Origin of the sequence: uncultured Oscillibacter sp., from assembly GCF_910587525.1 — a bacterium.
GTDB lineage: Bacteria > Bacillota > Clostridia > Oscillospirales > Oscillospiraceae > Oscillibacter.
Genome location: NZ_CAJULS010000001.1, coordinates 1 through 19,904, shown reverse-complemented (window position 1 = coordinate 19,904; position 19,904 = coordinate 1). Strand labels below are relative to the sequence as shown.

The 19,904-nt window shown below is 59.3% G+C and carries 20 protein-coding genes; 17 read left to right on the top strand and 3 right to left on the bottom strand.

From position 1 onward, the window contains the following. Positions 1–51: 51 nt before the first annotated feature. The 3 genes from QZ326_RS00100 to QZ326_RS00090 are packed head-to-tail and all read right to left on the bottom strand — an operon-like array spanning position 52 to position 5,118. Positions 52–2,604, bottom strand: coding sequence for a hybrid sensor histidine kinase/response regulator (locus QZ326_RS00100; RefSeq protein WP_295739830.1), 2,553 nt, complete (start codon positions 2,602–2,604; stop codon positions 52–54). Between the two features lie 40 nt (positions 2,605–2,644). After that, the gene (locus QZ326_RS00095; protein WP_295739828.1) at positions 2,645–3,007 is read right to left on the bottom strand and encodes an Hpt domain-containing protein; all 363 of its coding nucleotides are present in this window, start codon (positions 3,005–3,007) and stop codon (positions 2,645–2,647) included. Next, positions 3,004–5,118, bottom strand: coding sequence for a diguanylate cyclase (locus QZ326_RS00090; RefSeq protein ID WP_295739825.1), 2,115 nt, complete (start codon positions 5,116–5,118; stop codon positions 3,004–3,006). The genes QZ326_RS00095 and QZ326_RS00090 overlap by 4 nt, the downstream gene beginning before the upstream one ends. Before the next feature lie 648 nt (positions 5,119–5,766). On the opposite strand from QZ326_RS00090, the gene QZ326_RS00085 reads away from it, so the two are divergent. The 17 genes from QZ326_RS00085 to QZ326_RS00005 form a co-directional block, all read left to right on the top strand. Next, positions 5,767–6,150 (top strand): flagellar biosynthesis protein FlgB, encoded by a 384-nt coding sequence (locus tag QZ326_RS00085; RefSeq protein ID WP_295739822.1) that lies wholly within the window; start codon positions 5,767–5,769, stop codon positions 6,148–6,150. Positions 6,151–6,238: 88 nt separating this feature from the next. Further along, positions 6,239–6,703: a flagellar basal body rod protein FlgC gene (gene flgC, locus QZ326_RS00080; protein ID WP_295739819.1), complete on the top strand. Its 465-nt coding sequence runs from the start codon at positions 6,239–6,241 to the stop codon at positions 6,701–6,703. Between the two features lie 20 nt (positions 6,704–6,723). Further along, on the top strand, positions 6,724–7,023 hold the full coding sequence (locus QZ326_RS00075; RefSeq protein WP_295739817.1) for a flagellar hook-basal body complex protein FliE: 300 nt from the start codon (positions 6,724–6,726) through the stop codon (positions 7,021–7,023). Between the two features lie 136 nt (positions 7,024–7,159). Beyond that, positions 7,160–8,836, top strand: coding sequence for a flagellar M-ring protein FliF C-terminal domain-containing protein (locus QZ326_RS00070; RefSeq protein WP_295739816.1), 1,677 nt, complete (start codon positions 7,160–7,162; stop codon positions 8,834–8,836). Further along, positions 8,829–9,890, top strand: a complete 1,062-nt coding sequence (gene fliG, locus QZ326_RS00065; protein WP_295739814.1) for a flagellar motor switch protein FliG — start codon at positions 8,829–8,831, stop codon at positions 9,888–9,890. Before QZ326_RS00070 ends, fliG begins: the two co-directional genes overlap by 8 nt. After that, entirely contained in the window at positions 9,883–10,797 is a 915-nt protein-coding gene (locus QZ326_RS00060; protein ID WP_295739812.1) for a FliH/SctL family protein, read from the top strand. The genes fliG and QZ326_RS00060 overlap by 8 nt, the downstream gene beginning before the upstream one ends. Beyond that, positions 10,766–12,067: a flagellar protein export ATPase FliI gene (gene fliI, locus QZ326_RS00055; protein ID WP_295739809.1), complete on the top strand. Its 1,302-nt coding sequence runs from the start codon at positions 10,766–10,768 to the stop codon at positions 12,065–12,067. The genes QZ326_RS00060 and fliI overlap by 32 nt, the downstream gene beginning before the upstream one ends. Positions 12,068–12,102: 35 nt before the next feature. Further along, positions 12,103–12,552, top strand: a complete 450-nt coding sequence (fliJ, locus tag QZ326_RS00050; RefSeq protein WP_295739806.1) for a flagellar export protein FliJ — start codon at positions 12,103–12,105, stop codon at positions 12,550–12,552. A gap of 103 nt (positions 12,553–12,655) precedes the next feature. Then, the gene (locus QZ326_RS00045; RefSeq protein ID WP_295739804.1) at positions 12,656–13,732 is read left to right on the top strand and encodes a flagellar hook-length control protein FliK; all 1,077 of its coding nucleotides are present in this window, start codon (positions 12,656–12,658) and stop codon (positions 13,730–13,732) included. Between the two features lie 27 nt (positions 13,733–13,759). Next, the gene (locus QZ326_RS00040; RefSeq protein WP_295739802.1) at positions 13,760–14,368 is read left to right on the top strand and encodes a flagellar hook capping FlgD N-terminal domain-containing protein; all 609 of its coding nucleotides are present in this window, start codon (positions 13,760–13,762) and stop codon (positions 14,366–14,368) included. Between the two features lie 6 nt (positions 14,369–14,374). Next, the gene (locus tag QZ326_RS00035) at positions 14,375–14,755 is read left to right on the top strand and encodes a TIGR02530 family flagellar biosynthesis protein (protein WP_295739800.1); all 381 of its coding nucleotides are present in this window, start codon (positions 14,375–14,377) and stop codon (positions 14,753–14,755) included. Positions 14,756–14,856: 101 nt separating this feature from the next. Next, complete coding sequence (locus tag QZ326_RS00030; RefSeq protein WP_295739797.1) at positions 14,857–16,167, top strand: flagellar hook-basal body complex protein; 1,311 nt, start codon at positions 14,857–14,859, stop codon at positions 16,165–16,167. A gap of 82 nt (positions 16,168–16,249) precedes the next feature. Beyond that, positions 16,250–16,465, top strand: a complete 216-nt coding sequence (locus QZ326_RS00025; RefSeq protein ID WP_016322654.1) for a flagellar FlbD family protein — start codon at positions 16,250–16,252, stop codon at positions 16,463–16,465. A 58-nt stretch (positions 16,466–16,523) separates the two neighbouring features. Further along, positions 16,524–17,351 (top strand): motility protein A, encoded by an 828-nt coding sequence (locus tag QZ326_RS00020; protein WP_295739792.1) that lies wholly within the window; start codon positions 16,524–16,526, stop codon positions 17,349–17,351. Positions 17,352–17,378: 27 nt separating this feature from the next. Further along, the gene (locus QZ326_RS00015; protein WP_295739791.1) at positions 17,379–18,161 is read left to right on the top strand and encodes a flagellar motor protein MotB; all 783 of its coding nucleotides are present in this window, start codon (positions 17,379–17,381) and stop codon (positions 18,159–18,161) included. Between the two features lie 48 nt (positions 18,162–18,209). After that, on the top strand, positions 18,210–19,214 hold the full coding sequence (locus tag QZ326_RS00010) for a flagellar motor switch protein FliM (protein ID WP_295739788.1): 1,005 nt from the start codon (positions 18,210–18,212) through the stop codon (positions 19,212–19,214). A 5-nt stretch (positions 19,215–19,219) separates the two neighbouring features. Beyond that, on the top strand, positions 19,220–19,904 hold a 685-nt coding region (locus QZ326_RS00005; protein ID WP_295739785.1), incomplete at its 3' end, for a chemotaxis protein CheC.

Below are 19,904 nucleotides of genomic sequence, written 5' to 3'. Positions count from 1 at the left end.
ACAGGCTGTCAAAAAAGCCCCTGGTCTTTTTTGACAGCCTAATGGACAGCTTTAGGGATGGAAATATTTCTCCAGCAGGCGGGAGACCTCCCGAAGATCGATGGGTTTTGCGATGTGGGCGTTCATGCCCGCGTCCAAACACCGCTGAATGTCCTCGGAAAAGGCATCGGCGGTCATGGCGATGATGGGCAGAGAAGCGTCGGGGCGGTCCAGGGCCCGGATGGCCTGAGTGGCCTCATAGCCCGTCATGATGGGCATCCGCAGGTCCATGAGGACCGCGTCGTAATACCCCTGGGCGGCGGCGCTGAACTTCTCCACGCAGATTTTGCCGTTTTCCGCCCAGTCCAGCTCCAGTCCCAGACTGCTGAGCAGCTCGTCAGCAATCTCCCAGTTGAGCTCGTTGTCCTCCGCCAGCAGGATGCGCCTGCCGGTGAAATCGGCCTCGTGCTCCTGGGGCAGGATCTCCGGTGCCGTTTCGCCGATGTCCACAAAGGGACGCAGACCGTAGAAGAGAGTGGATTTGAACAGGGGCTTGGAAATAAAGCCGCTAATGCCGACGCTTTTGGCTTCCGCCTCAATGTCGCCCCAGTCATAGGCGGAGATCAGCAGGATGGGGATATTCTCGCCCAGACGGCGGCGCAGCTCCCGGGCGGTCTCAATGCCGTCCATGCCGGGCAGTTTCCAATCCAGCAGGACGATGTGATAGCCGTCATGCCGCAGGAAGCGCTCCTCCGCCATGCGGACGGCGCTCTCGCCGTCCAGGGTCCACTCGGCGTGGAGACCGATGGACTTCAGGGAGGCCACCGTGCTCTCGCACAGCTCCTTGTCATCATCCACCACCAGCATGTTCCAGTCCGGCAGGACCATGTCCGCCTCCTCCACGGTGGTCTTTTCCAGGTCCAGCGTCACATGGAACTCAGTTCCCTTGCCCTGTTCGCTGTGGAGCTGGATGGTGCCGCCCATGGCGTCCACAATAAATTTGGTGATGGCCATGCCCAGACCAGTGCCCTCGGTCCGCTGGACACGGCGGTTGTCCTCCCGGGAGAAGGAGTCGAAGATTTTTGCCTGGAACTCCGGGGACATACCAATGCCGCTGTCCTTTACCAGCAGATGGGTGCGGATGAAGTCCTCACCCTTGGGGGAGGGCTCCTGGTACAAAGCGATATGAATGCTGCCCTCCACCGGCGTGAATTTCACGGCGTTGGACAGAAGGTTCAGGACCACCTGGTTCAGCCGCACACTGTCGCAGCAGACGTTCTCCGACACAATGTCATGGATGAAGATGTCAAACTGCTGCTGCTTGGCCCGCACCTGGGGCTGGACGATGTTGACAATGCCGTCCATCATCTCCCGCAGGGAGAGCTGGTCAAGGTTCAGCGTCATCTTCCCGCTTTCGATTTTGGACATGTCCAGTACGTCGTTGATGAGGTTTAACAGGTGCTTGCTGGACAGGGCGATCTTTTTCAGACAGTGCTGTACCTGCTGCTGGTTATCAATATTGGCTGTGGCAATGGCCGTCATGCCCACGATGGCGTTCATAGGCGTGCGGATGTCATGGCTCATATTGGAAAGGAACTCACTTTTGGCCTTGTTGGCAAAGACTGCGTCCTGCCGGGCCTGATCCAGCTCGGCCATCTGCTGCTTGGTGATCTGAATGTACCGGAAAAAGATCAGCAGCAGCGCGGCCAGCACCACTGCGCACCCGGCGACGGCCATAGAGCTCCACTGGTGGCCGAGATGGATGATTTCCTCATTCAAAGAGCCGTAGGGCATAACCACCACCAGATACCACTCCGAGTAGGGCAGCTTGGTACAGAGCAGGTGGCGGCGCTCCTTGCCGATAACCAGCACAGTGGAGTAGTCCTCTCCCGCGTCCATGGCGGTCTGGAGCTCCTGGATATGCCGGACGGCATCGCGGCCGCCCAACTCGTCGTAGATGGCGTAAATCCGGTCAAAGTAGTTGTCCCTGTATGCATCACCGCTGCGGATGACAAAGGAGCCGTCCTGCCGGATGATATGGGAGTACATCATGCCGTCCTCATTGTCAAGGGAGAGCGTATCGCTGATGTAATCCACCGGCAGGGCCGCCACCAGGGCGGCGCAGGTCTTTCCGCCGGACATGGGATAGACGGAGGGGACGCCCATCAGGACCAGGCGGTTTCCGGACGGATCGGTGCCCACGGCGATCTTTTTTTCGCCGGCATTCAGGGAGTTCAGAAAGGGCTCCGGGTCGGTCACGGCCAGGTTGCTGCCGTAGAGGGTCTCAAAGCTGCCGTCCGTGGAGTAGAGGGCCAAGTGCTCAAAGCCCCGGGCCCTGGCGCTGTAAACCAGCTCCTCCATCAAAATGTCCTGGTCCTTGGAGCCGGGATGGTTGGTCTCCACCAGGGCCTCCACCTGGCTCAGCCGCAGGTCCATGGTGGTCTCAAAGTGCATGGAGATCTGCTGGCTCATGCCGGACATATAGATCCTGCCCACGTTGCTGATGGTGTCTCCGCTCCGCTGGTTCATATAGAACGCCAGAAAGGAAAAGATGCAGACGCAGAGAAGCGAGACGGCGATAAGGCTCACCATCAGAAAGCGGAGCGTTTTTTTGTTTTTGTTCATGTGTCAGTACCTCCGTGTCCGCGGATGACGCTGCTTTGCATCATATTCCGGCGGACGCCTGGAAGGCCCGGATGGCACCGACGGTGTCCTGATAGTCCCGGCCCACCTGCTCCGCGAGACTGTCCGCCTCCGGAGTATAGCCGTGGCGCAGGGCCTCACTGAGCTGGCCGCTGGAGTTCAGCAGCCGGGTGAGGCCCAGATTTTGGCACACGCCCTTGATGGTGTGGGCGGCCCGGAAGGCGTCTTCATAGTTTTGGGAGGCCATGGAATCCAGCAGCAGCTGGTAGCTGCCGTCGTCCATGAATTTCAGCACAAATTTCTGGATCAGGCGGTCGCTGCGAAGGCGCCCGAGGACTTCCTCATAGTTGCCGCCCATGGCGGCGTAGCATTCCTGCAATGTCATGTCTGCCCTTCTCCTTTCTGATCCGCCGAAGCGGTGTCCGCCCCGCCGCCGCTGTCAATGGGGGAGATGGCGGAGAGCGTCTGTTTCATAGATTCGTCATAAAAACGGTACTGTCCCCGGCCGCCGCGCTTTACGGTGTACAGGGCCTGATCCGCCGCGTGAAACAGGGTTTCATAGTCGCAGCCCGCCGTGGATGTCGGGGCAATGCCCATGCTGACGGAAATGGTGAAATCTTCGTATGTACCGCAGAGGGCTTCAAAGATCCGGGACACCACCGGCTCCACGTCCCCCTTGTGTTCGAGGAAGATGAGGAACTCGTCCCCGCCCACCCGGGCGGCAATGTCGCCGTCGCGGATGCTCTGGCGCAGCTTCTCCGCCACATAGGTCAGAACATGGTCGCCGAAGGAGTGCCCATAGGTGTCGTTGGCGGACTTAAAGTGGTCCAGATCGAAAATGGCCAGGGCAAAGCTGCCGGTGGGCCGGCTTTCGATCCGCTCCAATATGCGCTTTTTGGCGTAGGCGTGGTTCAAAAGGCCAGTGAGGGTGTCGTGAGAGGCCATCTGCTCCAGGGCGTGGAGCTTCATCCGGGAGTCGTGGATGTCGATGGCCTTGCCGATGGCGCCCATGTAACGGGCAGGCTCGTCGGCGGACCAGGTGGCCCGGGCCACAATCCGGAACCAGCGTATTTCGCCGTTCAGGTTCAGCTGGCAGTCGTAGGTCACCACCGGCTGATCCGGACAGGTGCTGTGCAGGGCGTTGGACAGGCCCTGGGTCCACTCCGGGGCCATCAGAGACAGAACGTCGTCGTTGTGGAGCGGGTCCATAACGGTCTCCCCCAGGCCCAGTTTCTCCGCACCCCAGGCGGAGATGGTCACCATGGCGGGGGAGGCAGTGTATTCGAACTGAATCTCCTGGGTCATGGCGGCGAAGAAACTGTATTTCATCCGCTCGTGTTCCAGCAGCTGGAGCGTGCGCTCCGAGGCGGTGAGCTCCTCATAACGGTGCATCTCCTGGGAGATATTCCGCATCTCCCGCTGGTCCCGCTGAGTCTGTGAGTCGCTGCCGGCAAGGCCGGAGCGGATGATTTCAGAGTTTTCCTGGAGACACTCCAGCAGCAGGGGATTGAAAGTGCCGCACTTGCCGTCCAGGATCATCTGAACGGCCTCGTCATGGGGGAAGGGCGGCTTGTATACGCGCACGCTGGTAAGGGCGTCGTACACGTCCGCCAGAGCAACCACCTGGGCGGAGATGGGGATGTCGTCTCCCTTCAGTCCGTCAGGATAGCCCCGGCCGTCGTAGCGCTCGTGGTGCCAGCGGCAGATCTGGTAGGCCACCTTCACCAGGGGGTCGTGCTGGTGGATGGGGAGATTTTCCAGCATATCCGCACCCACGGTGGTGTGGGTCTTCATCACGGCGAACTCCTCATCCGTCAGCCTGCCGGGCTTGTTGAGGATGTTTTCGTCAATGGCAATCTTGCCGATATCGTGAAGGGAGGAGGCGGTGGTGATGATGCTGATCTCCGCGGGGGTGAGGCTGTAGCGGTCCGTCTTCTGAGAGAGTCTGTGCAGCAGCAGCTCCGTCAGGGTGCGGACATGGAGCACGTGGAGGCCGCTCTCGCCGTTGCGGAACTCCACGATGTGGCTGAGAATGTCGATCATCAGGTTGCCCTGGCGCTCCTTCTCATAGATCTGGTCTGCCACCATGCCCACCAGCTTTTTCTGCTTGGCGTAGAGCAGAATGGTGTTCACCACCCGGCGGTGGACGATCAGCGCGTCAAAGGGACGGGCGATGAAGTCTGTGACTCCCAGCTCATAGGCCCGCTCGATGTGGCTGGAGCCGCTCTCGGCGGAGATCATGATGACGGGGATGTCGTCGATCCAGTGGTTCTGGTGCATGATGTCCAGCATGCCGAAGCCGTCCATCTCCGGCATGACGATGTCCAGCAGGACCAGAGAGAGATCTGTGCCCATCTTCTGGAGGATACCAACGCCCTCCAGGCCGTTTTCTGCCTCTACAATGTCATATTCCTCTCCCAGCATATCGGCGAGGATCGCCCGGTTCAGCTCAGAGTCGTCTACAATTAAAATCTTTTCTTTTCGGGTCTGTTTCATATGTGCAGAGTCACATCCTTAAATTTAAACATGGTACTCGCTGCCAGTGGACGTTGGGGAAGGATAAAATTCCACGCCCATCTTACCATAAGAAATAGAAACTGGCAAGCAGTTGTATTGTGAAAAGGGTGAAAAATTAAAGAGCCGGTTCTCGATTTATGTCAAATATTAAACGTGATTCGCCAAACTGACGTTTTTGCCGAAAGGCATACCGCAGAAAAAGGAATATATGGAAGAGTATACAAAAAAACGAATAGGCAAAAAAAGCGTCACGAAAATCCACTTTAAAAACGGATTTTTTTGTGAAAATTCCAAAAAAACGGAATGATAATGAATCGAAAACAGAATTATAATATGTTCATTTTTTTGAAAATCAAAAATATGGAAGGTGGAAATGCGGAAAAACCTCTTGCATTTTCCAGATAGTCCGCGCTATAATAGACAAGGAAAAATTGTTCTGCGCATGAGCCTCTTCCCGCCGCGGGTTTCTCCGGGGGCGGCGGCACATGAGGAATTCCAGCGGGGGTGGCAATTATTATTTTGAAAAAGTACTGTTATAGTGTACCATGCGGTAGAAGTTCAAATCAACCGCGAGATGGCACACTATAATCTTTTTCATTGTTTTTATCGTTTTTGGGAGGGGTTAAATTGGATTTTCTGTCGACCAATTCCTTTTTATTGATGGAGAAGTCCCTGGGCTTTTTGTGGACGAAGCAGGCGGCCATTCTGGACAACATTGCAAACGCCGAGACGCCCAATTACAAAGCCAAGGTGGTCACCTTTGAGGAGACGATCCAGTCCAAGCTGGAGACGGCCCGCTCGGGCATAAAGCCCCGGCAGACCGTGCGGCAGGTGCTGGAGGAGTCGGAGTTCGCTGTGACCGAGCACCTGGATTCCACCCGCATGGACGAGAACGGCGTCAACGTCACTGCCCAGAGCGTGGAGGCCATGCGCAACGCCTATCAGATGCGCTACGTGCTTAACGCCATCAACAGCGATCTAAAGCTGCTGCACGCGGCGGTCCGGGGATGAATTTTAGGAATATTTCAGGAAAGTTTTGCGAGGTAGAACTGAGCTGACTGCGCGCCGGGCTGCCATCCGGCGGGAAATGGAGAGCATTATGGGTTTTTTAAGCACCATGAACATCGTGGGTTCCGGACTGACGGCCCAGCAGCTGCGGCTGGATGTTATTGCGGAAAATGTGACCAACTCCACCACCACCCGGGTGGAGAACGGAGAGGGCCCATACCGCCGCAAGGTGGTGGTGTTTGAGGCCGAGACGGGGAAGGACGGCTTCCGGGCCGCCATGGCCCGGGCGGCCTACGGCCTGGCCCCCGCCAGCGGGAAGACCACAGCCGGCGGCGTGCGGGTGACGAACATTGTGGAGGACCCCTCTGATCTGCCCCTGGTCTACGATCCCACCCACCCCGACGCCAACGAGGAGGGATATGTGGAGATGCCCAACGTAGACATGGTCAAGGAGATGACGGACGCCATGGCGGCCGCCCAGGCCTACGCCTCTAACGTGACGGCCTTTAATACCTTAAAAACTGTGATCGCCCAGGGACTGGAGATCGGCAAGTAAGCGCGGGGAGGAATTGAGCTATGATTACACCCATTGAACAGCTGGCGCCGATTTCCGGAGTCAAGAGCGCCAAGCCGGTGGAAGCGGTCCGGGGGGACCAGAGCCTGTTTGGGGCAGTGTTCCAGTCTGCCATCGACAATGTGAAGCAGGCCGATCTGGAGGTGCGGGAGGCCCAATACCTGCTGTCTACGGGACAGCTGGATAACCCTGCCGCGGAAACCATTGCCGCCGAGAAAGAGTCCATCGCGCTGGACCTTTTGATCCAGCTGCGGAACAAGGCGCTGGATGCCTACTCCGAGCTGACGAGGATCAGTCTCTGATGTGAAACAAATAGGGGGAAGGCCTCCCCCTATTTGTCGTGCTTGAGTATTTGCCGGCGGATTCTGAGCGGGATCTTCACGGCACGGAGTTTTGGAGAGATGAAAGAAACAAGACGGGAGAAGGAGGTGACGGCGTTTGAACAAGGTAGTTGATAAGGCCAAGGCCATTTGGGGCAAGGTCTGGGAGCGGCTGAAAAAGATCTCCAAGAAGATCTACATCGCGGCCGCTGCGGCGCTGGTGGTTCTCGCCGTTATCCTGGTAATCGTTCTGAACAACAAGCCGTACTCCACGCTGGTCACCAATGTGAGCATGGATGAGATGTCCAGTGTGCTGCAGCTCCTGGAGGCCTGGGGAGTCCGGGATTACAAAGTGGAGAACGGAGACACGATCCTGGTGCTGGAGAGCCAGCAGAGCCAGCTGCAGGCCCGGGTGCTGATGGAGAACGTGTTCCAGTCCGGCCAGACGAAGTATTTTGACAATCTCAGTGCCCTCTCCACCAACCAGGAGCGGAACACCGCCATTTTGATGGACCTGGAGGAGAAGCTGCGGGCGACCATTCGCAGCTTTGAGAATGTGCAGGACGCCGTTGTCAGCCTGACGCCCGGCGAGGACCGGGGCTATATCCTGGACAGCGGCAACGTGGTCAACGCAACCGCCGCTGTGAAGGTGTCCATGCGGGACGGCAAAAAGCTCACCACCCAGCAGGCTGCGGCCATCCGGGAGTTTGTGAGCAACTCCCTTCAGGGGCTGGAGATCAGCCGGGTCAGCATCACGGACGACTACGGAAATACATACAGCGGCGGAAGCCTCACCGCCGACAGCGACGCCTCCGCCCTGAAAATGCAGCTGGAGGAGGAGCAGTCCAACAAGATCCGCACCCAGGTCATGCAGGTGCTGGCGCCCGCCTTCGGCGAGGAGAATGTGGACGTGGCCGTCAACTGCGTGGTAGAGGTGGGCAACGTCACCGAGAACCGGGTGGACGTATACCTGCCGGAGTACGCCCAGAACGGCGAGACCAACGGCCGGGGCATCATCGGATCTTTGATCTACCAGTGGTCCTACAACCGGGACGGCGACGAAACCGTCGGCGGTGTAGTGGGCACGGAGTCGAACTCCAACATCCCCAACCAGGATTTCTCCCAGTACGTGGAGAACACCCCCAACCTGGACGGGACGGAGTCCGCGGCGGACGCCAGCGGACAGATTGACTACGACAACTCCCGCAGTGAAAAGCACATCGTCACCACCGCCGGCTATTTGAAGGACTGCTCGGTGGCGGTGAGCATCAACTCCACTACCGCCGGCAACGTAGACACGGCGGCGTGGCAGCAGCATGTGGCCCGGGCGGCGGGCATCTACGGCGAGGTGGACGAGGAAAGCGGCCTGGAGATCCTGGACGGGCGCATCTCCGTCATCTCCTATCCCTTCTTCCGGGAAGAGCCTCCCGCGCCGGTTCCCGGCATCTTGGATATAGAGATCGCCGGCATCCCCCTGTGGGTACTGATCGCGGCGGCAGGCGGACTGTTGCTGTTTATCATCCTGCTGGTGGTGATTCTGCTGGCCCGCCGGCGGCGCCGGAAGAGACTGGAGGCCCAGGAAGCGGAGGCGCAGGCCAGCGAGGTGGACGCCCTGCTGGCGGCGGTGGGCCTGGGCGGCCAGGCCACCGACGACAACGGCGCCGATGTGATGGAGATTCAGACCGAACAGAGTATGCAGCTGCGCAAGGACATCCGGCAGTTCGCCAGCGAGAACCCGGAGATTGCGGCGCAGATGGTCCGGAACTGGCTGAGAGGAGGGGACGACGATGGCTGAGGCGGCAACGGCAGCGCAGGCGAAACCCGCCGCGAAGCAGAAGCAAAAGCCCAAGGTGGAGCTCACCAGCGCACAGAAGGCCGCGGCAGTGGTTGTCGCCCTGGGCGCGGAGAAGGCGTCCCTCCTGTACCGGTTTATGGAGCCTGAGGAAGTCGAGCAGCTGACTCTTGAGGTGGCCCGGATGGGAATCCTAGACTCGGAGATTACCGAGGAGATTCTCAACGAGTTCTACATGATGTGCCTGAGCAATAAGGCGGTCACCGAGGGCGGTCTGGAATACGCCAGAGCGGTCCTGGAGAAGGCCTACGGACCTCAGGCGGCAGAGGAGATGCTGGGCAAGGTCACCAAGTCCCTGAAGCACCGGCCTTTCTCCTTTATGGATAAAGTGGATGTGAAATCCATGGTGTCCACCCTGCGCAATGAGCGGCCCCAGACCATCGCCCTGGTACTGGCCCACGTGGACCCGGACAAGGCAGCGGACGTGCTGGCCAGCCTAGACGAGAGCCGGCAGGTGCAGGTGGTCAAGAGCATGGCGAAGCTGGAGGGTGTGTCCCCCACCGCCGTGAAGATCATTGAAAGCCAGTTGCGCGGCCAGTTCGACAATATCATGGTCACCTCCAATATCAAGGTGGGCGGCGTAGACTATGTGGCCAGCGTCATGAACAACCTGGACCGCACCAGCGAGAAAAACATCTTCGACGGGCTGTCCGATTACGACCAGGAGCTGGCCGACGAGATCCGCAAGCGGATGTTCGTGTTCGAGGATATCATCACCATGGACGACCGGTCTGTCCAGCGCTTTGTGCGGGACTGCGACCCCAGAGACCTGGTGCTGGCCCTCAAGGCGGCCAACGCCGAGGTGGCCAACAAGCTGTTTACCAACATGTCCAGCCGTATGGCGCAGAATATCAAGGACGACTTGGAGATCACCTCCAATGTCCGCATGAAGGACGTAGAGGAGGCCCAGCAGAGAATTGTGGGAATCATCCGCGGTTTGGAGGAAAAGGGAGAGATCATTATCCTGAAGGGCGGAAAGGACGATATCATTGCCTAGTGTTTGGAAATTCATATCTCGCCCAAAGGCAGAGCCCTACCGCTTTCCGGACGCTGGGGAGCTGGTGACTGCAGAGCCGGAGACCGCTCCAGAGCCGCCGCCAGCCGGAGTTTCAGCGGAAGCGGAGCCGGAGACGGAAACAGTCCCTGTGGCGGAGTCCGCGGCAAAAGGGTCCCAGCCTGCCCAGGACCCCGTCAGCTACGCCCAGATTCAGGCGGATCAAATTCTGCGGGATGCGGAGCAGCGGGCGGCGGAGATCCTGGAGACGGCCCGGCGGGAGGCCCAGGAGCAGTCTGCGGTTATCCTGGAGGAGAGCCGCCGGGCGGGCTTGGAGGCCGGGCGGGCCGAGGGCGTTGCCTTGGGCGTCCAGCAGGCTCTGGAGGAGGGCCGCGAGGCCCGGGAGCACCAGGCCCAGGCCCAGGAGGCTGAGGTGGCTCAGTTTCTGGAGCGGGCTGGTCAGGCGCTGGACCGCCAGATGGACGACAATGTGGAGGAGCTGCGGGACCTGGCTCTGGCCATCGCTGAAAAAGTTGTGAGCGTCAGCCTGAAGAGCAGTTCCGAGGTTATCTGCCGGATGATTCAGACCGCTATCGACAAGCGCAAGCGGCGGGAGTGGGTTCACATCTATATCGCCGAATGTGACGCCAAACAGCTGGTGAAGATCCCGCAGTCCCTGATGTCGGCGCTGTCCGCCCTGTCCGGGCGGGTGCGCATCATCCCCATGGCGGACGACGAAGCCGGCACCTGCGTCATTGAGATGCCGGACGAGATCATTGACGCCAGTGCGGCCACCCAGCTGAACAACATCCGAACGATGCTGTCCGACACGCCTACCGGCGGGATGGACACCAATCTGAATTTAGGCGGAGGGTTCCATGTTCCGACAGATGATCCGCCAGGTCTATAACGCGGAAACGTACAGCCTGACAGGAAAGATCGAGAATATTGTGGGCATGTCCATCGAGGCCTCCGGCGGCCACGCGGCCGTGGGAGACATCTGCCGGATCTACAACGGCGACTCCGGCGGGCAGGTTACTGCGGAGGTGGTGGGCTTCAAGAATGACCACATCCTGCTGATGCCCTACTCGGACATGAACGGCATCTCCGCCGGAAACTTTGTCCGAAACACCGGACGGCAGCTGACGCTGCGGGTAGGAGAGTTTCTCCGGGGCCGCATCATCAACGCCATGGGCCAGCCCATCGACGGCAAGGCGCCCTTTGACGGCGGCGATCCCTACTGCGTCAGCGGCTCCTATGTCAACCCCCTCCAGCGTCCCCCTATTCGGGAGCGCATGGAGTTTGGCGTAAAAGCCATAGACGGCATGATTACCATCGGCAAGGGCCAGAGAATCGGCATTTTTGCCGGCTCCGGCGTGGGCAAGTCCACGCTGATGGGTATGATTGCTAAAAATGTGAAAGCCGACATCAACGTCATCGCCCTGGTGGGCGAGCGGGGACGGGAAGTTTTGGAATTCGTCCAGAAGGACCTGGGCGAGGAGGGAATGCGCCGCTCCGTGCTGGTGGTGGCCACCAGCGACCAGCCCGCCATGCTGCGGATGAAATGTCCCAGCGTGGCCACGGGCATTGCAGAGTACTTTCGGGACCAGGGGTACGACGTGCTCCTGATGATGGACTCCCTGACCCGGTTCGCCATGGCCCAGCGTGAGATCGGCCTTGCCATTGGCGAACCGCCGGTTTCCAGAGGTTACACCCCCTCCATGTACGCGGAGATGCCCAAGCTCCTGGAGCGAAGCGGCAATTTTGACAAGGGCTCCATCACCGGCGTATATACTGTACTGGTGGAGGGCGACGATACCAACGAACCCATCGCCGACACGGTCCGGGGTATCCTGGACGGGCACATCGTCCTCTCCCGGGCTCTGGCTAACGGCAACCACTACCCGGCCATCGACGTCAGCGCCAGCATCTCCCGTCTGATGGTGGAGATCGTGGATCCGGAGCACCGGAAGCTGGCCTCCCGGATTCGGGATATTATGAGCGTGTATGAGAAGAACGCGGATCTGGTGGCCATCGGCGCCTATAAGCCGGGGACCAACCGCAACCTTGACTATGCGTTGTCGAAAATTGACGCAGTCAACGAGTTTTTGACCCAGGATGTCAACGAGGCGTTCAGCTATGACCAGTGCGTCGCCAGGATGCGGGCCATATTGAAATAGATTTTACCAATCAAGAGAAAAGAGGCTGAAACCGGTTGAAGAAGTTTAAATTCTCTCTGGACACGGTCCTCTCCTACAAGCAGCAGGTGCTGGAGGCACTCCAGGGCGAACACGCCCTGGCCCTGGCCGCGGTGCGGGAGCAGGAGACACTGCTGGAAGACCTCTGGCAGGAGTACCGGGAGTACAACGCCGAATACCGCCGCCGGGCGGAGGAGGGACTGGTTCTCACCGAGGCGCTGATGTACCAGAACGGCCTGCGGGCTGCGGAGCAGGAGATCCAGCGTCAGACCCAACGGCTGGAGGAGCTGCGGGCGGAAGAGGAGAAGAAGCGGGAAAGGGTAGTGGAGGCCAAGAAGGATACCTCCTCTATTGAAAAGCTGAAGGAGAAGAAGCTGGACGCCTATCACAAGGCGGAGGCGAAGAGCGAAGAGGCTTTTATCGAGGAGTTCGTCAGCACCATGCGGATCAACGCCGCCAACGCCTGACGGGGCGTCCGGAGCGCTCCGCTCCGGGGTTATGGGTCCAATGCGGCGCATAAAACCGCCGTTTGGAATATACATATGATATTCGGAAGGAGGTGAAAGAGAGATGGATCAGGTATACAACAGCATGCTGAACATGATGCCGGCCATGCCGGAGCGCCAGCCGTCCAAACCTGCCCAGTCTCAGGAAAAGGACAGCTTCCAAAGCCAGATGAAGCAGGCCGCCGGACAAAGCGGCGAGACCGGGACCAAGACGGAGACTGCGGTGCAGGATCAGCCCCAGACCGGGGAGGGCCAGATCACGGCGGCAGAGGACCCTAAGGAGCTGGAAAACCAGATGGCCCTGGCGGCCATGGCGGTGATGCAGAACCCGGTGGTTCCGGTGGAGCAGGTGACAGCGCCGGAGGAGATGGCGGAGACTGCAGTGGCGGATGTATCCAATGTGGAGATCGTTACAGAGACAGCGGATGTCCCGGTGACAGCTGCCCCCGTAACGGCTGAGGCGGCGGAGATCGTGCCCGAGGAGGGCGCGGAGGAGGCCGTGGAACAGCTGCCCCAGGAGCAGGCGAAGCCCGTGGAGGCGCAGCCCCAGACTGCGGAGGATACCGGCATGGAGCTGGAGGTCAAGGCGACCACCGGCGAGACCAGCGGAGCCGGGCAGGAGACCGGCGATCAGGATACCCCTGAGGAGGGGATGGCCGAGGCCCCGGTGTTCCGGGACGTGCGGGAGATCCCCGTGAAGGTGGGCGAGGCCCCTGTGGCGGAGGAGACCCCTGTGGAGGACCAGATCGCGCCCAAGCTGGCCGAGGCGCTGGACGCCGGAGACACCCGTGTAGAGATTCAGCTGGCCCCCGAGAGCCTGGGCAAGGTGACCGTGGAGGTGACCCTCCGGGAGGACGGGACGCTGCACGTAGCACTTCACGCAGAGAGCAGCCAGACCCGCGGCCTTCTGGAGCGGAGCGCCGACAACCTGATGGCCATGCTGGGCAGAGACGCGCGGCAGGAGGTCCAGGTGGAGGTTCCCCGCCAGCAGGAGAGCCAGCAGCAGAATTTCTATGACGACGGCCGGCAGGGCCGCGGACAGCAGGAGCATGGGCAGCAGGAGCGCCGCCAGGAACAGCGGAGCGGTGAGGATTTCCTCCACCAGCTGCGCCTGGGTTTGGTCCCCGGGGACGGGGAGTAAGAGACACACCGGAAAGGAAGTGAGACAATGGCAGATTTTTCATCGGGTGATCTCAGCAGCATCTATGGCAGCAGCGCGGTAGCCAATAAAAACATCAAGATCCAGAAGAAGGGCGACAACCTGAACCTGGATATGACCGACTTTATCATGCTGATGATCACACAGCTCACCAACCAGGGCATTGACGAGACGGTGGACACCTCCGACATGCTGAATCAGATGATCCAGATGCAGATGGTAGAGACCATCGCCACGCTGACCGACGCCTCCGTTATGAGCTACGCGGCGTCTCTGGTGGAACAGTACGTCACCGTGGGAAAGTACGACTCCGAGGGCAACCTCCAGGAGAGCTATGGCCAGGTCACCGGTACGGGCACCATGAACGGCAGCCAGGTGATTTTTGTCGACAACAACGAGTACTACCAGATGAGCGAGATCCTGGCCGTGGGCAAGCTGCCTCCCAAGAAGGAAGAGGAGGACGACGACAAGGTCGAGGATACGGAGAAACCCGGCGAGACCGAGAAGCCTGATGAAACGCCCGACGAAACGAAGAAGCCTGAACAGACCCAGAAGCCCGACGGGAACGGCTCAGACTATAACGGCGGAGACGGCTCTCCTGATGACCAGGGGGCGTGATATGAGATGATCGAACGGGTATTGAGACAGGGCGCGGTCCAACAGCCAGTATCCGCGGCGGCCCAGCGGGCCATGCAGGGCGGCGGCTTCGGCGGGATGCTGCAGCAGGAGCTGCAAAGGACCGCTCCGGCCCAGGACGTGGCGTTTTCCAAGCACGCGATGACCCGAGCTGAGGAGCGGGGCATCGAGATTACCCCCAGTCTGATGGATCAGATCCGGGGTAGCATGGTGCGGGCCCAGGCCAAGGGCGCGACCAACATCCTGGCCATGGACGCCGAAAAAGCGTTTATCATCAACGTGCCCCACGCAAAAGTCATCACGGCTATTACACAGGATGAGATGAAAGACAGCGTGTTTACCAACATTGACGGCGCCGTGTTCCTGTAAATTTTACAGAAGGCAGGACCGGTTTTTCGGAGGCCTTCGCGCCCCGCCCGACTGACGGGGCGCGGACGGCGCCAGAAATCGAAAGGAGACTATTTTTTCCTATGACTGGATCAATGTACGCATCCATTGGCGGCCTGAAGGCGCACATGCAGAAGCTGAGCGTCATCGGCAACAATGTGGCAAACGTCAACACCCAGGGTTACAAAACCCAGCGCACCGTGTTCCGGGACAGCGTGTACAGCATGTACCGCAGCGGCAGCGACGGCACCCAGGTGGTGGGCGGCAAGAACCCCTCCCAGTTGGGCTACGGCTCCATGGTGGCCAGCATCGACCTGGATATGTCCTCTTCCACCTACAACCCCGGCAACCCCACGGATGTGGCCATCTCGGGCGACGGTTTTTTCCTGGTGGGCGACAAGGATGTGGCGCAGATTATCGACCCCACCAACCCCAACAGCTTTAAGAGCCTGAACCTGAGCCGGGTGGGCGATTTTCACCAGGATGCCCAGGGCTATTTCGTGGACGGCAACCAGGGCTGCGTGTATGGCTTTTTGTGCGTGGGCATCGATGAGGAGAGCGGCGAGCCCATCATCAGCGACCAGCTGGTTCCCCTGCGGGCGCCCCGCATGGAGAATGTGCCGGTAGATATCGAGACTGGCCTTGAGATTAAGGACCTGGACGCCGACGGCATACCGAACCAAAACGGGGAGGATTACGCGGAGGGCGTGAAGTGGGAGTACCGCAATGTGGTCCGCTGGCCCCAATGCTTAAAGGAGGCGGGTGCGGACGGAGGCATCGCAGGCATTAAGATTAAGGACGCGGAAAAGACGGTCACCGGAACCGGCGCCGACGGAACCGCCACCACTACCACAGAGCCCCTCCCCCCCGCCAGCATCGACAACATTACCATTGACGCAGGAACGGGCTGCATCACCGCCAGGACCAAGAACACCAAAGAGGATATCGTCATCGGCTATATCGCCATTGGCAATGTGACCAACCCCAACGGCGTCAGCCACATCGGCAACTCCTACTACAACGCCAGCGCCGGCTCCGGCGACCTGAGCGTCACCATGCTGGGCGGCGCGGCCAAGGAGGTTATGACCTATGACGCCGAGGGCAACGTGGTCAAGGGCATGAAGTATGTCAACGGCAGCATCCAGAGCCTGTACCGCGATGAGAACGATGGCAACCAGGGCGACCCGGCCAGCGAGAGCGACCTGCCTGAGGAGTCCCGCCTCAACAGCGGCGGTTCCACCTCGCTGATGGTGGGTTTCCTGGAGGCCCCTAACGTGGACCTGGCCACCGAGATCTCTGAGCTTATCACCACCCAGCGCGGCTATCAGGCCAACACCCGTATCATCACCGTGACCGACTCCATGCTGGAGGAACTGGTCAACATGAAGCGATAATCCCCGGACCTGAGATTTGACAACGCGGCCGGCCGGGGCGCGTGAGGCGCCCCGGCGGACACGCCGGAAAGGACGGTATGCTATGATCCTTCTGACAAAAAGAAACCACGAGAAATTTCTGGTGAACCATTTACAGATCGAGCACATCGAATGCATTCCTGAGTCCAAAATTACCATGATGAACCACGATTATTACCTCGTCCGCGAAAGTGTGGAGGAGATCATCGATAAAATCGCCGTCTACAACGCCAAGGTCCAGGATATTCACCGGGAAATCTCGGTGACGGACAAGCGTTGAATAGATAGAAAATTTGCGGCCCGGGCTTGACCCTCCGGGCGAAAGGGTGTACCATGACATGAATATCAACTATATCATTGGTTTGGTGGGCGCCTTGGCGGTGTTCCTGTTCGGCTGTATTACCTCGCTGACGGTGTACCCGGAGTTCAGCTTTTCGGTCAACATTGCCAACCTCTGGAACTTCTTCGACGCGGCCAGTATTCTGATCGTCATCGGGTGTACGCTGTTCATTGTGGCGGCCAGCTTCCCCGGCTCTATGCTGAAGGCCATGCCCAAGCACTTCGGGATTATCCTGAAGACCAAGGTCTTCGACCCCGTGCAGTACATTGAGCAGTTGGTGGAGCTGGCGCAGATCGCCCGTAAGAACGGCCTGCTGTCCCTGGAGGAGAAGGCCAACGAGCAGACGGATCCGTTTTTCAAGCAGGCCATCATGCTGATCGTGGACGCCAACGACCAGGATAAGGTGCGGGCCATTCTGGAGAATGACATCGAGTGTATGAACGCCCGCCATGAGGACGCGGCGGCTATGTACGACAAGGCATCCAGCGTGGCCCCGGCCTTCGGCATGGTGGGTACGCTGGTGGGTCTGATTAACATGCTCAAGTCCATGGACGTGGAAGGCGGCGCAGGCGACCTGGGCGGCGCCATGGGTACCGCCCTGATTACCACGCTGTACGGCTGCATCATGGCCCACATGGTCTTCGGCCCTGTGGCCCAGCTGCTGCGCGGCCGGGACGAGGAGGAGGTCCTCTGCAAGCAGATCATTGTGGAGGGCGTTATGGCCATTCAGGCCGGCGAGAACCCCAAGGCCCTAAAAGAGCGCCTTTTGACCTACATGGCTCAGCGTGAGCGTGAGATGGGCGAGAGCAAGGGCGGCGGAGAGTGAGACAGACTTGAGGAGAGGTGAGAAGCAGTGGCCCTAAAGAAAAAAAGCGGCGGCGGAGGCGGCGCCAACTGGATGGATACATACGGCGACATGGTGACGCTGCTGCTGTGCTTCTTTGTGCTGCTTTATTCCATGTCCACCATCGACTCGGCCAAGTGGGAGGCTCTGGTCATGAGCTTTAACCCCATGGCAAAGCAGACCACGACAGAGACGCCGGAGGGCGGCGAGGGCCCCAGTGCCGACGCCGATGAAGGCGGCGTCATGGAGGCGCAGGCAGAGATCGACGAGGACATTGAGGAGCTGTTCCAGGCCATTCAGGCCTATATCCAGCAGACGGATCAGCAGAGCACCATCACTGCCTCTAAGGACGGGGGAAAGATTTACATCTCCTTTGGAGATACCGTGTTCTTTGACGGAGAGAGCTCCTATCTGCGGCCGGAGGCCACGCCGGTACTGGAGGCGGTCAGCGGCATGCTGGACACCGCGTCCAACTCCATCAGTGAGGTGCGGGTTTTGGGGCATACCGCCCAGGGCAATCCCAAGAGACCCAACCGAGTGCAGACAGATCGGTCACTGTCCAGTGAGCGAGCCACCAACGTGGTCATTTTCATTCAGGAGCACAGCATCATCTCGCCGGTGAAGCTCATCAGCGAGGGTATCGGCCAGTGGCGGCCGGTGGCCACCAACGACACCGCCGAGGGTCGGGCCCAGAACCGCCGGGTGGAGATGATTATCAGCGGCCGGGACCTCCAGATGGAGGCCGAGGGCGTGACCACCTATTATACAACGACCTACACAACGACCCAGTAAATCCGTCCGCGGCGCTTTGCCGCGGAGCAAGCACAGGCAGGGGGACTTATGGCAGATGTATTATCACAAGCTCAAATAGACGCTTTGCTGAATTCTGTCCGCAGCGGCGAGAAGGATTTGAAAAAGTCGCCTGCCGAGCAGGAGAAAAAATACGCCAAATACGACTTTGCCAGTCCGCGGAAGTTCACCAAGGACCGGATCAAGATGTTGAACGGCATCTTTGAGAACTACTCTCGGGTAATCGGTTCCCGCCTGAATGCCCGTCTCCGGGCGAGCTGCGAGATCACGGTGGAGAGTGTGGAGGAACAGCACTACTACGAGTTCTCCAACGCTTTGACCGAGGGAGACGTGCTGGCATTGGCGGATGTGGATATCAAGGACGCCCCGCAGGAGCAGCCGGTGATGTTCTACCTCTCCACCGCAACGGCTCTGAGTATGATGGACCGCCTGATGGGCGGCGAGGGTTCGGTGGACGACGACCTGGATTCAGAGTACAGTTACACGGAGTTGGAGCTCAGACTGTATGAGGATCTGGTGCAGGACATTATCTCTGTATTGGGCGTCAGCTGGGAGAATTATGTTCCCATTCGATTTACCTATAACCACACGGACGCCAACCCCACGCTGAGCCAGCTGCTGGGTGTAGACGAGACCGTGGTGATTGTGGATCTGAAGATGCAGTTCACCAATCTGTCGGGCCGCATGAGTATCTGCTTTCCGGGAGATATGCTGATGGCCGTCTTTGCGGAGATCAGCCGGGAGAACCCCGTGCGGAAAGTGGCGGTTGAAGACAAATCGGATGAAATCTTTGACAGCCTGCAGGACTCCACTCTGGAGGTTGTGGCGGAGATGGCGAACACGCAGCTGTATCTCAGCGATATTTATCATTTGAATGTGGGAGACGTCATAGACCTGGGATACTCCAAAGACTCCCCCATTTATCTGGAGATTGGCGGCTACCAATGGTTTACAGGCCGCATGGGAACCCATAAGAAAAATATGGCTGTGAAGATAGATGACGTATGCTATCCGGCCGAGCAAAGGAGCGAATAGACGGTATGGAGAAAGAGTTATTCAGTCCGATGGATATCGACGCCCTCGGCGAAATGATGAATATCAGCCTTGGCTCCTCTGCGACAGCGGTTTCCAATTTGCTGGACCACCGGGTTGACATCACCACGCCCAAGGTGACAGTGGTACCCACGGACGAGTTTACCATCGGCAACCTGGAGCCCGCCATGGGCGTTGAAATCAAATATGTGGAGGGCCTGGAGGGAAGCAACATCATGCTGCTGCGCCGCCGGGACATCAAGGTCATTGTCGATATCCTGATGGGCTCGGAGACGCCGGAGGAGGAGTTCGAGCTCAATGATCTGACTATTAGCGCCGTGTGCGAGGTCATGAACCAGATGATGGGCGCGGCGGCCACGGCTATGAGCGATTTTCTGGGCTTTCCGGTGGACATCTCCACCCCCAAGCCCTTTGAGCTGGAAGACCTCCAGGCCTTTAAGGAAAATCACCTGCCCAAGGGAGAGGACACCCTGGTAGTGGTGCGGTTCGCCTTGAAGATTGAGGATGCGCTGGAGAGCGAGTTCATGAATGTCATCACCGTCAGGCTGGCCAAGGAGCTGCTGAAAGGACTTGGCCTCAGTGACGACGGGGAAGAGGCCGCGCCGCCTCCCGCTCCTGCCCCGGCCCCCGCCCCCGCGGAGGAGCCCTCCGGCGGCAGCAGCCGGATGATGA

Bases quoted from the DNA above. Each gene is read 5' to 3' on its own strand.
- QZ326_RS00100 (WP_295739830.1), bottom strand. From the start codon at position 2,604: ATGAACAAAAACAAAAAAACGCTCCGCTTTCTGATGGTGAGCCTTATC.
- QZ326_RS00095 (WP_295739828.1), bottom strand. From the start codon at position 3,007: ATGACATTGCAGGAATGCTACGCCGCCATGGGCGGCAACTATGAGGAA.
- QZ326_RS00090 (WP_295739825.1), bottom strand. From the start codon at position 5,118: ATGAAACAGACCCGAAAAGAAAAGATTTTAATTGTAGACGACTCTGAG.
- flgC (WP_295739819.1), top strand. From the start codon at position 6,239: ATGGGTTTTTTAAGCACCATGAACATCGTGGGTTCCGGACTGACGGCC.
- QZ326_RS00075 (WP_295739817.1), top strand. From the start codon at position 6,724: ATGATTACACCCATTGAACAGCTGGCGCCGATTTCCGGAGTCAAGAGC.
- fliG (WP_295739814.1), top strand. From the start codon at position 8,829: ATGGCTGAGGCGGCAACGGCAGCGCAGGCGAAACCCGCCGCGAAGCAG.
- fliI (WP_295739809.1), top strand. From the start codon at position 10,766: ATGTTCCGACAGATGATCCGCCAGGTCTATAACGCGGAAACGTACAGC.
- QZ326_RS00045 (WP_295739804.1), top strand. From the start codon at position 12,656: ATGGATCAGGTATACAACAGCATGCTGAACATGATGCCGGCCATGCCG.
- QZ326_RS00040 (WP_295739802.1), top strand. From the start codon at position 13,760: ATGGCAGATTTTTCATCGGGTGATCTCAGCAGCATCTATGGCAGCAGC.
- QZ326_RS00035 (WP_295739800.1), top strand. From the start codon at position 14,375: ATGATCGAACGGGTATTGAGACAGGGCGCGGTCCAACAGCCAGTATCC.
- QZ326_RS00030 (WP_295739797.1), top strand. From the start codon at position 14,857: ATGACTGGATCAATGTACGCATCCATTGGCGGCCTGAAGGCGCACATG.
- QZ326_RS00025 (WP_016322654.1), top strand. From the start codon at position 16,250: ATGATCCTTCTGACAAAAAGAAACCACGAGAAATTTCTGGTGAACCAT.
- QZ326_RS00020 (WP_295739792.1), top strand. From the start codon at position 16,524: ATGAATATCAACTATATCATTGGTTTGGTGGGCGCCTTGGCGGTGTTC.
- QZ326_RS00010 (WP_295739788.1), top strand. From the start codon at position 18,210: ATGGCAGATGTATTATCACAAGCTCAAATAGACGCTTTGCTGAATTCT.